Origin of the sequence: Reyranella massiliensis 521, assembly GCF_000312425.1 — a bacterium.
In the GTDB taxonomy this organism is placed as follows: domain Bacteria; phylum Pseudomonadota; class Alphaproteobacteria; order Reyranellales; family Reyranellaceae; genus Reyranella; species Reyranella massiliensis.
The window spans coordinates 2,670,237-2,683,554 of the sequence record NZ_HE997181.1; the positions used below are offsets into that span (position 1 = coordinate 2,670,237).

Sequence of the window (13,318 nt, forward strand, 5' to 3'; positions counted from 1 at the left end):
AAACGTGCAGATTGCGACAGCGAATACCGCGTGGCCGGCGTCCTGATGTATGATCGGTCGACGATTGGGAGGATGCCCATGCGTCTCAAGCTGGTTGCCCTGGCTGCACTGGTCGCAGCGGTTCAACTCCTGGCCGGAGGCCTTGCGCCGGTCGCCGCGCAGGCTCGCGATCCGCAGGCCTCGTCCTCGTCCTCTCCTTCGTCCTGGTCCTCCGCCTATCCCTGGCCGGCCGAGTCCTGGCCGGTCTCGACGCCCGAGGAGCGGGGCATGGACTCCGCGCAGCTTGCGCGGCTGGTCGAGACCGTCGGCAGCTTCGGACAGGACAGCTTCCTGATCGTCCGGCACGGGCGGATCGTCGCCGATGCCTACTACGCGCCCTTCGCGCCGGGCATCGCCCACGATCTGCGCTCGGTCACCAAGAGCGTCGTCGGCACCTTGACGGCGATCCAGCTCCACAAGGGCATGCTCGACAGCACCGACCGGCGGGTGGCGGACCTGTTTTCCAAATGGCAGATCGGGAACGACGACGCGAGAAAGCAGGCGATGACGGTTCAGAACCTTCTCGACATGACCTCCGGCATGGCGTGGACGGAGAGGTACTACACGCCGGACGAAACGCTGATGCAGATGTTCCGCAGTCCCGACCGCACCGCCTTCGTGCTCGACCGGCCGATGGCGCACGCGCCCGGCACCACGTTCAACTACAGCGGCGGCGATCCTTATCTGCTCTCCGCGCTGATCAACGTGAAGTCCGGCAAGAGCGCCCAGGACTTTGCGATGAAGGAGTTGTTCGGACCGCTCGGCATCAGGAGCGCCGCCTGGGGCAACAACGACATTCAGGGCGTCACGGACGGCCAGGCCGGCCTCTTCCTCACGCCGCACGACATGGCGCGGTTCGGCTATCTCTATCTGCGCAACGGCCGGTGGGAGGACAAGCAGATCATCCCGTCCGCGTGGGTCGAGCAGGCGAAGGCGGGAAACGTCGTCGCTAAATGGGGCTATCGCTACGGAAACCTGTGGTGGTCGCTTCCCGACAAGGGCGCCTACATGGCGCGCGGCCGTCATTCCCAGCTCATCGTCGTCCTGCCGAAACTCGATATCGTGGCGGTGATGACCGGCGTCCTGCGGGACACCGAATCCTATCCGGTCGCCGGGTTGATCGACGAGATCGCCAAGGCCGTCAGGTCGGACGAGCCCCTGCCCGCCAATCCTGCGGGCGTGGCGCTGCTCGCCGGGGCGATACGAGAGGCCGCGACAGAAAAGCCGGGTCCTGCTCCCGGCGTCGCCACAGGTGCGTCCGGTCTCGCCCGAACGATCTCGGGAAAGGTCTACCGGCTGGCCGACAATCCGCTGCGCATGAAGAGCTTCCGGCTCGATTTCTTCGATCGGCCCGATCCGACCTGGGAGGTCGTGCTGCGCGCCGATCCGCCGACCGACCGCCGCACCGGCGTGTTCGGCACCGACGGCTTCTATCGCACCAGCCCGCCCGGCCCCTACGGGACAAACGCCGTCCGCGGACGCTGGCTCGACGAGCGCACCTTCCAGCTGGACAGCCGCACCTTGGGCCGCGGCGAGACCCAGACCTGGACGTTCGCTTTCGAGGGTGACAGGCCGGGCGACGCGGTGACGATCAGGTTCGAGAACACCGATGGATTCAAGGCCGAACTCCGCGGCGCCGTGAGCGAATAGACCGGAGATTTCCTCCCGCTTCAAATGGGGAGGATGTCGAAGTGGGTTCCAACGCTTCGCGCGATCTGCTTGGATGGGGATCAGGCGGGGAGCGATGTCGGAAAGCGGACTCTTTCGTCACGACGATCTTCTGGGGCATGTGCCCAACCCCGGTTTCAGCGGGCCCGGCGTCGGCCGGTCGTTCCATACGATCGACGCCGACGGGTTTCGCTCGTGCGGCGAGCACGCGGCCTCCCATGACGATGGCGCGATCCTGACGGTGGGCGATTCCTTCACCTACGGCGACGAGGTGCGCGACGAGGAGACGTGGCCGGCGCAGCTGCAGCGGCTCACCGGCCGCCGCGTGCTGAACGGCGGCGTCACGGGCTACGGCATCGACCAGATGGTACTGCGCGCCGAGCGTTGCGTGGCCGCGCACCGGCCGGCCATCCTCGTCCTGAGCTTCATCGCCGACGACGTGCGGCGCGTGGAGATGCGCCGCCTGTGGTGGCGCGACAAGCCGTGGTTCGCCGTCGAGAGCAGCGGCCTCGCGCTGAAGGGCGTGCCGGTGCCGCCGCGTCGCCCGACGCTCTCGCCCGACCTGCGGCACCGCCTCGACACCGCCCTGCTCGGCATGCCCGTCTTCATGCAGCACCTCGCCGGCTATCACCGCCGCGTCCATCGTTCCGGCTTCGGCGTGGAGATCGCCAAGCGCCTGATCGAACGGCTCGCCCGCCTGCAGGCCGACGGCGCTCTCAGGGTGATCGTGATGGCGCAGTATCCGCCCGACACCTGGCGGCATCGCAGCTACCTCGCCTACCAGCGCCGCATCGTCGAGGCGCTGCTCGACTGCGCCGCGCGCGCGGGCATCGCCACGGTGGACACGTTCCGCCGCCTCGCCGCCGAGCCGAACCAGCAGGACTTCTACGCCTCGGCGCACATGAACCCGCGCGGCAACCTCATGATCGCCAGCCTGCTCGCCGCGACCCTGCCGGCGCTGGCGGCAAACACCGCGATGGCCGCGACGCCCTAGCGCGGCGGCGGGGCGCGGCGGTCGGTATCGAGGCCCGGCCCCGGCTGCTGCGGGGGAGCCGTCGTCGAGGGTGACGGCGAGGTCGAGGGAACCGAAGGCGAGGACGGCGGCACGGTGGGCGAAGTGCCGCCCGGCGCCGGCGATGTCGACGGCGATGTCGACGGGGAAGACGGCGACGACGGCGTGCCGCTGCCGCCGATGCCGGTGCCCGCCTGCGCCCAGGCCGCGCCGGCAGCCGACAAGACGAGCGCGCCGCTCGTCGCGAGAGAAAGGACAACCCGGACCATCGCACGCTCCTCCTGCCCGACGGGAGACTCAACAGGCAAGGCACGCGCCGCGTTGCCGCCGCAAAGAGAAAAATGCGCGCTAGGCGTTCCGCTCCGATCGAGTCCGATGAAAGTGAGATGCCTTGAGGTGAACGATCCCTCTGCGTCCACATTTCCCGCATCGCGTAGGTTTACTTGAAACCAGCTTGATACCGTTATGTGGACGAGCCGACAGATAGTCCGAAATACTATGATCACACCGGGCACACTCGACAACAATGCGATAGCCATCTCTTTGAAGATCGGCATAAGTTGCATCTGGTGAGTAACGGCTAAGCTGCTCCGCGCTGAGCGCCCTAAGTACCTTTTCCTCTTCTGCTCGCAGATGAAGGTGCCAGATGATAAAATCCGGCGTCACTCTAGGATTAGTGGCAAATGCGAGAGACCGAAGCTCGCCGCGCCTCACCCCCAACTCTTTGGCGTGTCCCACAATGGGGATGTTCGCGAGCTTTGCTATTCTCTCTGCAAGCGCTTTCTTTCTGGGGCTGGCATCACTCAGAAGATAACGCTCATTCGTCACGTATGCGACGGCTCCCGAAAGCACGTCTGCGACCTGAACAAGCGGACTAGTATGGGAACGCACATCTATTGCGTCCGCAAAGAGGTCGTAGGTCCTTAGATTGTCTCGGCGGTCTGCTGCATTAAGTGCTCGCTTCTGTGCTTCTGCGCGATACTTTGGAGTGCGTTCGTCCAACTGAACGAAGAATTGCGCCTTTGCCTTCTGATCATTTGCATAGGTCATTAGATGAAGGTGAATGTACTTCTCCAACCCGAGGTCAGGATCGTCGTCACTGTATTCTTTGTGACGAGTGTGCCGGGTGTTCACCACGAGACAGCGAAAACGCAGTCCAAAGTTATCGCGACACTTGAATATGGTATCGACCAAGCCTGGATATAGTTCTGGGTATTTGGATTCACTCCAATGCCATTCCAACGACTTGCCTTTCTTGGCTTTCTCAATCTCCTCTCGGATCTTTGGAACCATGCTTCGGTCACAACTGACTGTCCCGTAGACAAGAAATTTGTGCTTGCCTTTATGGGAACTTTCGTCCCCGAAGATATGAAGCATTCGAGGAGTGAGTAGCTGCGCAGCCATCCGAGGGTAACCTCACTGGATTGAGGTTTGTGCAAGACTCCATGCGAGGGCGATCCCTCCTATCGCCGAGCACAGCCCTGAAATTATGCCACATATCACTGCAATCTTTGTGGTCCGGATGGACCATTCAGAGGCTCGCCTCACATAGTCTTGATTGATCCTCGAAAAATCCTGAGTAGTTTGCTGGTGGAGACCGAAGTGCCAAGCACCCAACCAGTTATCCTTGTCAGCAGCCATCGTATGGTAGATGCGAGCGTTGGCGGTGAAGTTGGCATACGAGGCCCCTGCGGTAATCGCTGCGAATAGAATTCCAACGCCGAAGGCGATTGCTATCCAAAGCGACTGCATCAGCCAGAGTTGATTAAGATCGCGGACGAGAGGCGCAATAGCCAACATACCCGCGAGCCCACCGGCATTGCTCAAGAACAAATAAGATAGTGTGATCTTGCCGTACTCAACACCAAAGCCGACCTGATCTCGATACAGTTCGAGAGTTGGCTTGATAGTTCGCTCATAGTCTTGGCCGTAGTTTGCGCGACGTGCGAGGAATACTGGATCAGGGTTCGTCATCGGACCTCAACTCAAGGCACAATTTAGCACAATCCCCACAACTGAGTGACCAGCAATAGATCAGACTCAGGAAGCCTGACGCCGAAGGAGACCCCAACCATGAAGCCCACGAAACTGCCTCTGCGCGGAAGCTGCCGCTGCGGCGAGGTGAAGTTCGAGATCACCGCGCCGCCGCTGATGACGGCGGCCTGTCACTGCACGGGCTGCCAGCGCATGAGCAGCAGCGCGTTCTCGCTGACGGCCATGGTTCCGGCCGAAGGCTTCGCCGTGGTCGAGGGCAGGACGGTGGTCGGCGGGCTGCGCGGGCCGCAGCTCCAGCATCATTTCTGCCCAAGCTGCATGAGCTGGATGTTCACGCGTATCGCGGGCCTCGACGCCTTCCTCAACGTGCGGCCCACCCTGCTCGACGATCCGAGCTGGTTCTCGCCCTTCATCGAGACGATGACAAAGGAGAAGCTGCCCTGGGCCGAGACACCGGCGCGGCATCGCTTCGAGGGCTTTCCCGCGATGGAGGACTTCCCGCGCCTGATGGCCGAGTTCGCCGCCGCGCCCGACTGAGTTGCGTCCTCCGGCTGCAGGCCCCGGTTGCAGGCCGCGTGAATGGCCGGTTGACATGCAATAGTTTTATTGCATTTAATCCGGCGTGGACGACGACCAGCTCGACCGGATCTTCAAGGCGCTTGCCGATCCGACGCGCCGGCGGATCGTCGACCGGCTGCGCGAGCGCCCCGCGCAGTCGCTGTTCCAGATCTGTGCCCTTTCGGCCGCGGCCAACGAGCCGGGGCTGTCGCGTCAGGCCGTCACCCAGCATCTCGACATGCTGGAGAAGGCCGGGCTGATCCGCGTGGAGTGGATGGGCCGGACCAAGCTGCACTCGCTCGACCTCGAGCCGTTGCGCGAGGCCACGGCGCTGTGGCTGCAGAAGCACCTCTGATCGCGTCTCTCCTCTCCCGAAAGGACAACCGCCGTGAGAATCTACGTCACCAGCGTTTTCGTGGACGACCAGGAAAAGGCCCTCGACTTCTATACCCGCGTGCTGGGCTTCCAGCTGAAGAACGACGTGCCCGCAGGCGGCGCGCGCTGGCTGACCGTCGTGTCGCCGCAGGCCCCCGGGGGAACGGAGCTGCTGCTGGAGCCCAGCGGCCATCCCGCGGTCAAGCCGTACAAGGACGCGCTGGTGGCCGACGGCATCCCGGCGACCTCGTTCCAGGTCGACGACGTCGATGCCGAGCATCGCCGCCTGCGCGACCTCGGCGTCGCCTTCACGATGGAACCGATGGATGCCGGGCCGGTGCGGATGGTCGTGTTCGACGACACCTGCGGGAACCTGATCCAGCTGATCCAGATGAAGTAGGAGCCGAGGCGGGAGAGGCATGCGAAAATGGAGGGCTGCTACTGATGGTTGCTTGAAGGGATGTGGAGTAAAGGAACGTTTCCGGTCGCAATTCGTTGTCAGCCCGACATTTGCCACCTGGAAAACGGGAGATACCCATGACCATGCCCACGACCACGATCCGTCGCCGTTCCCTGCTCGCTGCCCTCGCCGCGGCGCCCCTCGCCTACGCCGCGACGTCCGCCACGACGGCGCACGCCGTCGACGCCCTGCCCGACTCGCGCTTCGTGGGCTTCGCCGAGACCATCAACGACTTCATGATCCGCTCGGGCCAGCTCGCCCTCTCCAAGTCGCAGAACGAGCTGGTCCGCGGCTTCGCCACGCGCGCCATCGCCGAGCACACCAAGCTGGTGTCGACGCTGAAGCGCAACCGCTCGGAGGCCGGCGTCTCGATGGCGCCGCACGACGCCACCAGCCAGATGACGAACAACGCGATGTCGCAGCTCAACTCGCTGACGGGTCCGCAGTTCGACACCGCCTATGCCAACGCCGTGATGCGCGCCGAGACCTCGGCGGTCGAACAGTACGGCGCCTATTCGCAGAGCGGCGGCAGCGGCCCGCTGCGCCGCTACGCGCAGGAGTCGCTGCCGGTGCTGCGCGAGCTGTCGGAATATTCCAAGCGTCTGGCCGGCGGCCGCTAGGCGGCACCGACCCAAGGCACTTGCCTGCGCAGGAGCGACGATCTGCCGGAGCGCGCCTGCGTTCCGGCAGAATGCTGTCAAGCGAGCAAGTCTCACCCGTCGCACGAGAAAGACGACGCGAAAGACGACACGGCGGCGCCGCGAAGGCGGTGGCCCGCGGCGCCGGAATTGGGTAGAGCGCAGGGTAATCTCCTTCCAACGACTTCGCGTGAAAGAGGACCCCGCCATGAGCGACGACAAGACCTATACGCCCCCCGCAATCTGGCAGTGGAACAAGGACAACGGCGGCCGCTTCGCCAACATCAACCGCCCCGTCGCGGGCGCCACGCACGAGGCCGAGCTGCCGGTGGGCAAGCATCCGCTGCAGCTCTATTCGCTGGGCACGCCGAACGGCCAGAAGGTCACGGTGATGCTGGAGGAGCTGCTGGCCGCCGGCCATAGCGGCGCCGAATACGACGCCTGGCTGATCGAGATCGGCAAGGGCCAGCAGTTCGGCAGCGGCTTCGTCGCAGCCAATCCCAACTCCAAGATCCCGGCGCTGGTCGACCGCAGCGGCGCCAAGCCCCGCCGCGTCTTCGAGTCCGGTTCGATCCTGCTCTATCTCGCGGAGAAGTTCGGCGCCTTCCTGCCCAAGGACCTCGACAAGCGCACCGAGGCGCTCAACTGGCTGTTCTGGCAGATGGGCAGCGCGCCCTATCTCGGCGGCGGCTTCGGCCACTTCTACGCCTATGCGCCGTTCAAGAGCGAATACGCCATCGATCGCTTCGCGATGGAGACCAAGCGGCAGATGGACGTGCTCGACAAGCACCTCGCCGACAACGAGTACTTCGCCGGCGACGAATACTCGATCGCCGACATGGCGATCTGGCCGTGGTACGGCGCGCTGGCCAAGGGCAAGATCTACAACGATGCCGGCACCTTCCTGCAGGTCCACGAATACAAGAACGTGAACCGCTGGACCGACGCGATCGCCAAGCGCCCGGCCGTGAAGCGCGGCCGCCTCGTCAACCGCATCCAGGGCAACGACCCCGGCCAGCTCCGCGAACGCCACGACGCCGGCGACTTCGACAAGGCCGCCGCCCAGAAGGCCGCGGACTAAAGTCAGCGAGGGGCGCGCCAGTCCGCTGGTGCGCCCCAACTTTGCCTAACCAGTTTTGTTGTCATCCTGAGCGCAGCGAAGGATCTCATGCCGGTTGCCCCACCAATGGCAGACGGCGATGAGGTCCTTCGCTTCGCTCAGGACGACAGGGAAAGCACCACCTCGGGCGCCCCGTCACCGACGGCAGCGGACTAGAGTCAGCGAGCGGCGCCCCAACTCTCTATCGTCCTCTACTCTTGCCATCCTGAGCGCAGCGAAGGATCTCGTGCCGATGGCAGGCGGCGATGAGGTCCTTCGCTGCGCTCAGGACGACAGAAAAGGCAATCGCCCGTCACCGACGGCGGCTTCCTGGCGCCGGTGACGAGCGGCCCGTGAGGGTCGAGCGCTGCGTCTCTTACGAGACCTGCTTCACGCCGGGGGGCTGCCATGTCCCGTTGCCCGCCGGCAGGATCGACGGCGGCGCAGGCTTCGGCCAGTACAGGCGCATCACGAGATAGATCGTGTCGTTCGGCGCCGGAAGCCAATTGGCTTCCTTGTCCGCGCCGGGGCTGTCCTTCTGGATGTACAGCGTCAGCGAGCCGTCCGCGTCCTTCTTCATCGCCGACAGCATCGGCGAGTTGATGAGGTAGCGGTTGATCGGGTTCTTGACCAGGAACTGGCTCTTGCCGTCGTACATCGTCACGGACCAGAACGCATTCACCGGCGGCAACTGGCCGGGCGCGAAGGTGATGGTGTACTTGTGCTTGCTGCCGTCGAGCGGCGCGCCGGCCGCGTCGATCCGGGTATAGGGATACATGGCTTCCACGGCGTCGTTGCCATAGAGGCCGCCCTTGGCAGCGCCGGCCCGCATCAACCAGTCACCGTTGTAGAAAGCCTCGTCACCGAAGAACGCACCGACGTTCCAGCCGTTGATGCTCTTGTTTCCATTGGCCAGCCATTTGTCGACCTTGTCGTCGCCCTGCTTCATGGCCACCAGGATCGCCGCCTTGTGTTCGAGCGACAGGTCCTTGAACGCGAAGGTCTTGCCGGGCCCGATGCCGATCTTCGCGAGCTTCGCGCGAACCGCCTTGTCCCGCGCCGTCTCCGGAACGAATTGCAGGGCCGCGTCGAGATACTGGAAGAAGTTATCCTTGATCCCGGCCGTGGTGGCAGGAAGGAAATCGATCTTGGGCGCGGCAGCCGGGGCGGGTTGCTTGAGGAAAGCGGACAGCGACTGCGCCTTGTAGCCGGCCTGGATCTTCTCGACGTTCGGCATGTCGCCGGGGTTGAAGAGCTGGGTGCGGAAAAGCGCGAACGCGAACGGCGTCGTCGACCGGAAGACCTTCTTCAGTCCGGTCGACGCTGCGGGCGTCTCGCCTTTCCAGTCGGGGCCGACCACCAGATAGTCGCCCGGCTCGGTCCCCGTGGCGCGCGTGCCGATATAGCCGAAATTGTAGGTGTTGCCGTCGACGAGCTGGACCGAATAGTAGCGGTCCTTTGCGATCGCCGGCACCGAGACGACCATCGGCTCGGCGCGCAGATCCAGCCAGAGAATCGAGTAAGGCGTGTCGCTGTTCGGCGTGATGACTGCCGTGTCCGCCGGGGTGGCGACACTGTGCGTATTGTTGATTTCGTTGAACGGCGCCTTGAACTGCCCCGAGTTCCTGTCGACGGCGAACTCCTGCATGACCGCATAGTTCATCACGAGCGGCAGGCCGTAGATGAAGCCTTCCTCGGCGATGTCCTTGGCCTCCGGCAGGCTGGGCCATCCGGCCTTGTTCTGCGCAAGGGCCGGGATGGACTTCGCCGTCGTGGCGGCGAATGCGGCCATCGCCGCCGAACAAAGCAGGTCGCGTTTGGTAAGCATCTGAACAACTTCCTTCCGGGGCGCGGCTCGTGGTCGAGCGCGCGCAGACAACAAAGAGGACTCCCATTCATCACCGGCGTTGTGTCGCCGGCATTGTATCGCCGGTGTTGTGTCACCGACGCGATGTTATCGAGGCGGGCGGGTTGCGTTTCTTGGCGCCGGTGACGATCAGGAGCTGGCGCGGGGCGTCGATCATCAGGCGGCAGGCCTTGCTGGTCATGTGGTCGCCGATCTGCAGGAACACGCCCTCGTCGACCTGCGTCTTCTTGCGGTCGTCGACGTCGAAGGCCGCCCCGTCGCGCACGCGCGAGACGCGGACGTTTCCCTCCGACACGATCTCGCGCAGAAAATACTGGTCCTTGTCGACGTAGAAGTCTTCGCCTTGCTTCAAGGTGAGAACCAGAGCCATCGATCGCCCCTCCCTGGGCTCGTGTCGGGCGGGCAAAGTACGCAGGTGGGTGCTGGCACCGCAATCGATTTCGGAATGCAGATGCTGCGGGCTCGTGACGCCGCCGGTACACCGCGATATCTTCCCCGAAGTTCTGGGCTGCTTTGGGGGTACGTACCGTGTCGGCGCTCGTGCGCAACAATGTCCGCACGGCGGGCACCGGCCCCACGGCGATCGTGTTCGCCCCTGGAGTCGGCGGCGACCGGAACATGGGACGGCACGTCGCGCCTGCCTTCGAGGTCGGCTTGCGAACGCTCCTCTGCAGCCCCGAGAACTGCCCGACGCGCGCGGGCGACGCCGACGACAGGGACGAGATCGGCCGCGAACTCGGCCTGCAGGATGCCGTGCCCGAACCTCGGCGCGCCGGACGACGTCGCCACGGCGATGTGCAACCTTGTCCGATCCCGTGAACGAAGATCTGGAAGACCTCTACGACAACGCGCCCTGCGGGTTTGTCTCGCTGCGTCCGGATGGGCGGATCGCCAGGGCCAACCGGACGTTCTGCCTGTGGACCGGCTACGCGCCCGACGAGCTGACCGGCAAGCGGCTGCACGACCTCCTCAACATCGCAGGCCGCATCTTCTACGAAACCCACTTCGCCCCCCTGCTGCGCCTGCAGGGCTTCTTCAACGAGGTCGCGCTCGATCTCGTCAGGAAGGACGGCGAGACCTATCCCGTGCTGGTCAACGCGATGGAGCGGCGCGATGCCGAAGGAAAGCCGCAGTTCGTCCGGCTGACCGTCTTCGACGCGACGGACCGCCGCCGCTACGAGCGCGAGCTGCTGAAGGCGCGCGACGAGCTGAAGACGCTGGCCAAGACGCTCGAACGGCGCGTTGCCGAGGCGACGGTGAAGCAGTTGCGCACCGACAGCGCGCTCGACGCGCAGCGCATGGAGGCCGAGCTGCGCGAACAGTTCATCGCCGTTCTGGGGCACGACCTGCGCAATCCCCTGGCGTCCATCGCCGCAGGCATGAACCTGATCCAGCAGTCGAAGCTGGACGAGCGCGCCGAGGGGATCACCATCCTGGTGCAGAAGAGCGTCGCGCGGATGGCGAGCCTGGTCGACAACCTTCTCGACTTCGCGCGCGGCCGGCTGGGCGGCGGCCTCACGCTGACGCTGTCCACCCTGCCGCTCGAACCCGTGCTCCGGCTGGTCGTCGACGAACTGCAGAGCATCCATCCGGGCACGATCATCAAGACGGACTTTGCCTTGACCAGGCCCGTCACCGCCGACCCGGTACGGCTCGGGCAGCTCTTGTCCAATCTGCTGGGCAACGCGCTGACCCACGGCGCCGAAGGCGAGCCCGTGACCGTGATCGCCAAGACGGAAGACCAGTTCGAACTCGCCGTCTGCAATGCCGGCACGCCGATCGAAGCGGCGGCGATGGATCGGCTGTTCCGTCCCTTCTCGCGCGGCGAGGTCAGACCGAGCCGGGAGGGTCTGGGTCTCGGCCTCTACATCGCGTCGGAAATCGCCAAGGCGCATGGCGGCACGATCGACGTCACCTCGACGCCCGAGCTGACCTGCTTCACGCTCAGGATGCCGCTGGAGCGCTGAACCGCGCGGGCGCAGCGGCGGTCAGTCCTTGTAGACCTCGACCGTCTGCATCATGCCCATCTCCTCGTGGTTCATCATGTGACAGTGCAGCATGAAGATGCCGGTGTAGTCGAGGAAGCGCGAGCGGAACACCGTGCTGCCGCCGGCCCGCGTCACCGTCACCGTATCGCGCCACACGAGATCGTCCGGCCGCTTGCCGTCGATCTCCGTCACCTGGAACGGGTTGGTGTGGATGTGGAACACGTGGTCGTCGTGATGATGGATGTTGCGGATCGTCCACTCCTCCACGGCGCCGAGCTTCACCCGCTGGTCGATGCGCGCGGGATCGAAGGTCTTGCCGTCGATCAGCGTGGTGAATTCCTGCCAGTGCGCGCCGGGATCGTTGTCTGGCGGATCGCCCGCGCCGGAGAAGACGAGCGTGCGCCGGTTGGTGATCTCGCTGTCGCGGATCGTCTCGAACGGCGGCCTGGGCAGCGCGGACGGCAGCTTCATCGCCATCGGCTCGCCCGAGACCACGACCCGCGCCAGCGGCCCGCTGGGCGACGCATGGCCCTGGTCGTAGGGCATGGCGTTCAGCTCGTAGGTGCCCGGAGCGCCCGCCTGCACCAGCACGTCGGCGCGCTGGCCCGGCGCCATCAGGAGCTGCTTCTTCTCCTGCATCGCGCCCAGCGCGATGCCGTCGTAGGCGATGACGTTCAGCCGGTGCCCGGCCAGTTCCATCAGGATATTGTCCTGGTACTGCGAGCCGACCACGCGCCAGCGCTGCACCTCGCCCGGCCGCATGGCAATGGTCGGGCGGCGCTGGCCGTTGATCGCCAGGAAGCGCGTGGCGTCCTCGGGGAACAGCGTGCTGCCGAAATCCTCGATCATGCCGAAGGCGTCGAACACGACCTGCGACAGCAGCATCACCCGCTCGCGCGCCGCGGCGATCTCGGGCACCTCGGCGAAATCGCCCTCGACCACGATGGCGCCGACCATGCCGCTCGCCACCTGCACGTCGGCCGAACCGTGATGGTGCGGATGGTACCAGTAGGTGCCGCGCGTATGGTCGGCCGGCAGCGCGATCTCGATGTCGTAGGACTTGCCGGGCAGCATGGTGCGCATGACGTTGTCGGCGATGCCGCTCGGGCTGCAATGCGCGCCGTGGAAGTGGAAGTTGGTGTTGTTGAACTGGTGCGGCCGCGTGATGTCCCGGGGCATCCAGTCGCGGTTGGGCGGCAGGTCGTTGGCCAGCCGCACCTTCAGCGTCTCGCCGGGCTTCATCCGCAGGGTCGGCGCCAGGCCGCCTTCGTAGCTGCGCAGGTAGAGACGCCGCTGGCCGATGTTGCGCCAGGTGTAGGCACACCGCAGGCTGGTCGCGAGCACGCCGTCCTGCGAGCGGCGAACCTCGGGCTCGATCAGCGGCTGGTCGAGCGGCGGCGGCGCCGTGCTCGCGGCCAGGCCGATCTCCGACATGTGGGCATGGCCGGCATGGATGGCGGGCACTGCCGGCGTGACGGGCGCGGGCGCCCCCGGCATCGTGTGGCCGGCATGGCCCGCATGAGCGCCGCCTGGCTGTCCGCCTCCGGTCTGCGCCAATGCGCTGGCGCCGCCGAGCGCAACGGTGCCGGCCGCGAGGCCCGCCCGAAGCACGCCACGAC

15 protein-coding genes are annotated in these 13,318 nt (G+C 65.2%); 9 read left to right on the forward strand and 6 right to left on the reverse strand.

Features of this window, described 5'->3' with window-relative positions; all coding sequences use genetic code 11:
- The first annotated feature begins 78 nt into the window (after positions 1-78).
- Positions 79-1,689: a serine hydrolase domain-containing protein gene (locus BN60_RS13165; RefSeq protein ID WP_020696531.1), complete on the forward strand. Its 1,611-nt coding sequence runs from the start codon at positions 79-81 to the stop codon at positions 1,687-1,689.
- Positions 1,690-1,783: 94 nt separating this feature from the next.
- The gene (locus BN60_RS28875; protein WP_020696532.1) at positions 1,784-2,701 is read left to right on the forward strand and encodes an SGNH/GDSL hydrolase family protein; all 918 of its coding nucleotides are present in this window, start codon (positions 1,784-1,786) and stop codon (positions 2,699-2,701) included.
- On the opposite strand, the gene BN60_RS30885 is transcribed toward BN60_RS28875, so the two are convergent.
- The 3 genes from BN60_RS30885 to BN60_RS13180 form a co-directional block, all read right to left on the reverse strand.
- Entirely contained in the window at positions 2,698-2,988 is a 291-nt protein-coding gene (locus BN60_RS30885) for a hypothetical protein (protein ID WP_020696533.1), read from the reverse strand. The genes BN60_RS28875 and BN60_RS30885 overlap by 4 nt on opposite strands.
- Before the next feature lie 79 nt (positions 2,989-3,067).
- Positions 3,068-4,123 (reverse strand): DUF3800 domain-containing protein, encoded by a 1,056-nt coding sequence (locus tag BN60_RS29640; RefSeq protein WP_083856096.1) that lies wholly within the window; start codon positions 4,121-4,123, stop codon positions 3,068-3,070.
- A 12-nt stretch (positions 4,124-4,135) separates the two neighbouring features.
- A complete protein-coding gene (locus tag BN60_RS13180; RefSeq protein ID WP_020696535.1) occupies positions 4,136-4,693 on the reverse strand; it encodes a hypothetical protein in 558 nt (185 codons plus the stop codon).
- 99 nt (positions 4,694-4,792) lie between these two features.
- Here BN60_RS13180 and BN60_RS13185 point away from each other — a divergent pair, with 99 nt between their 5' ends.
- The 5 genes from BN60_RS13185 to yghU all read left to right on the forward strand — a co-directional run bounded on the left by BN60_RS13185 (position 4,793) and on the right by yghU (position 7,826).
- Positions 4,793-5,251 (forward strand): GFA family protein, encoded by a 459-nt coding sequence (locus BN60_RS13185; protein WP_020696536.1) that lies wholly within the window; start codon positions 4,793-4,795, stop codon positions 5,249-5,251.
- 85 nt (positions 5,252-5,336) lie between these two features.
- A complete protein-coding gene (locus tag BN60_RS13190; protein WP_020696537.1) occupies positions 5,337-5,627 on the forward strand; it encodes an ArsR/SmtB family transcription factor in 291 nt (96 codons plus the stop codon).
- Positions 5,628-5,660: 33 nt separating this feature from the next.
- Positions 5,661-6,047 (forward strand): VOC family protein, encoded by a 387-nt coding sequence (locus BN60_RS13195; protein ID WP_020696538.1) that lies wholly within the window; start codon positions 5,661-5,663, stop codon positions 6,045-6,047.
- 137 nt (positions 6,048-6,184) lie between these two features.
- The gene (locus tag BN60_RS13200) at positions 6,185-6,727 is read left to right on the forward strand and encodes a DUF4142 domain-containing protein (RefSeq protein ID WP_020696539.1); all 543 of its coding nucleotides are present in this window, start codon (positions 6,185-6,187) and stop codon (positions 6,725-6,727) included.
- 226 nt (positions 6,728-6,953) lie between these two features.
- Positions 6,954-7,826, forward strand: coding sequence for a glutathione-dependent disulfide-bond oxidoreductase (yghU, locus tag BN60_RS13205; protein ID WP_020696540.1), 873 nt, complete (start codon positions 6,954-6,956; stop codon positions 7,824-7,826).
- A gap of 394 nt (positions 7,827-8,220) precedes the next feature.
- Here the strand turns inward: yghU and BN60_RS13210 are convergent, their stop codons facing one another.
- Both BN60_RS13210 and BN60_RS13215 read right to left on the reverse strand, forming a co-directional pair.
- The gene (locus BN60_RS13210) at positions 8,221-9,672 is read right to left on the reverse strand and encodes a DUF1254 domain-containing protein (protein WP_020696541.1); all 1,452 of its coding nucleotides are present in this window, start codon (positions 9,670-9,672) and stop codon (positions 8,221-8,223) included.
- 112 nt (positions 9,673-9,784) lie between these two features.
- Positions 9,785-10,081 (reverse strand): hypothetical protein, encoded by a 297-nt coding sequence (locus tag BN60_RS13215; protein WP_020696542.1) that lies wholly within the window; start codon positions 10,079-10,081, stop codon positions 9,785-9,787.
- Between the two features lie 158 nt (positions 10,082-10,239).
- Here BN60_RS13215 and BN60_RS13220 point away from each other — a divergent pair, with 158 nt between their 5' ends.
- Together BN60_RS13220 and BN60_RS13225 are read left to right on the forward strand one after the other, a co-directional pair.
- Complete coding sequence (locus BN60_RS13220) at positions 10,240-10,530, forward strand: hypothetical protein (protein WP_020696543.1); 291 nt, start codon at positions 10,240-10,242, stop codon at positions 10,528-10,530.
- On the forward strand, positions 10,515-11,678 hold the full coding sequence (locus BN60_RS13225) for a PAS domain-containing sensor histidine kinase (protein WP_020696544.1): 1,164 nt from the start codon (positions 10,515-10,517) through the stop codon (positions 11,676-11,678). The genes BN60_RS13220 and BN60_RS13225 overlap by 16 nt, the downstream gene beginning before the upstream one ends.
- A 21-nt stretch (positions 11,679-11,699) precedes the next feature.
- Here the strand turns inward: BN60_RS13225 and BN60_RS13230 are convergent.
- The coding region (locus BN60_RS13230) for a multicopper oxidase family protein (protein WP_020696545.1) at positions 11,700-13,318 on the reverse strand (1,619 nt) is incomplete at its 5' end.

Excerpts from the sequence above, each read along its gene's own strand:
- BN60_RS13165 (WP_020696531.1), top strand. The coding sequence starts at position 79 with ATGCGTCTCAAGCTGGTTGCCCTGGCTGCACTGGTCGCAGCGGTTCAA.
- BN60_RS28875 (WP_020696532.1), top strand. The coding sequence starts at position 1,784 with ATGTCGGAAAGCGGACTCTTTCGTCACGACGATCTTCTGGGGCATGTG.
- BN60_RS30885 (WP_020696533.1), bottom strand. The coding sequence starts at position 2,988 with ATGGTCCGGGTTGTCCTTTCTCTCGCGACGAGCGGCGCGCTCGTCTTG.
- BN60_RS29640 (WP_083856096.1), bottom strand. The coding sequence starts at position 4,123 with ATGGCTGCGCAGCTACTCACTCCTCGAATGCTTCATATCTTCGGGGAC.
- BN60_RS13180 (WP_020696535.1), bottom strand. The coding sequence starts at position 4,693 with ATGACGAACCCTGATCCAGTATTCCTCGCACGTCGCGCAAACTACGGC.
- BN60_RS13185 (WP_020696536.1), top strand. The coding sequence starts at position 4,793 with ATGAAGCCCACGAAACTGCCTCTGCGCGGAAGCTGCCGCTGCGGCGAG.
- BN60_RS13200 (WP_020696539.1), top strand. The coding sequence starts at position 6,185 with ATGACCATGCCCACGACCACGATCCGTCGCCGTTCCCTGCTCGCTGCC.
- yghU (WP_020696540.1), top strand. The coding sequence starts at position 6,954 with ATGAGCGACGACAAGACCTATACGCCCCCCGCAATCTGGCAGTGGAAC.
- BN60_RS13210 (WP_020696541.1), bottom strand. The coding sequence starts at position 9,672 with ATGCTTACCAAACGCGACCTGCTTTGTTCGGCGGCGATGGCCGCATTC.
- BN60_RS13215 (WP_020696542.1), bottom strand. The coding sequence starts at position 10,081 with ATGGCTCTGGTTCTCACCTTGAAGCAAGGCGAAGACTTCTACGTCGAC.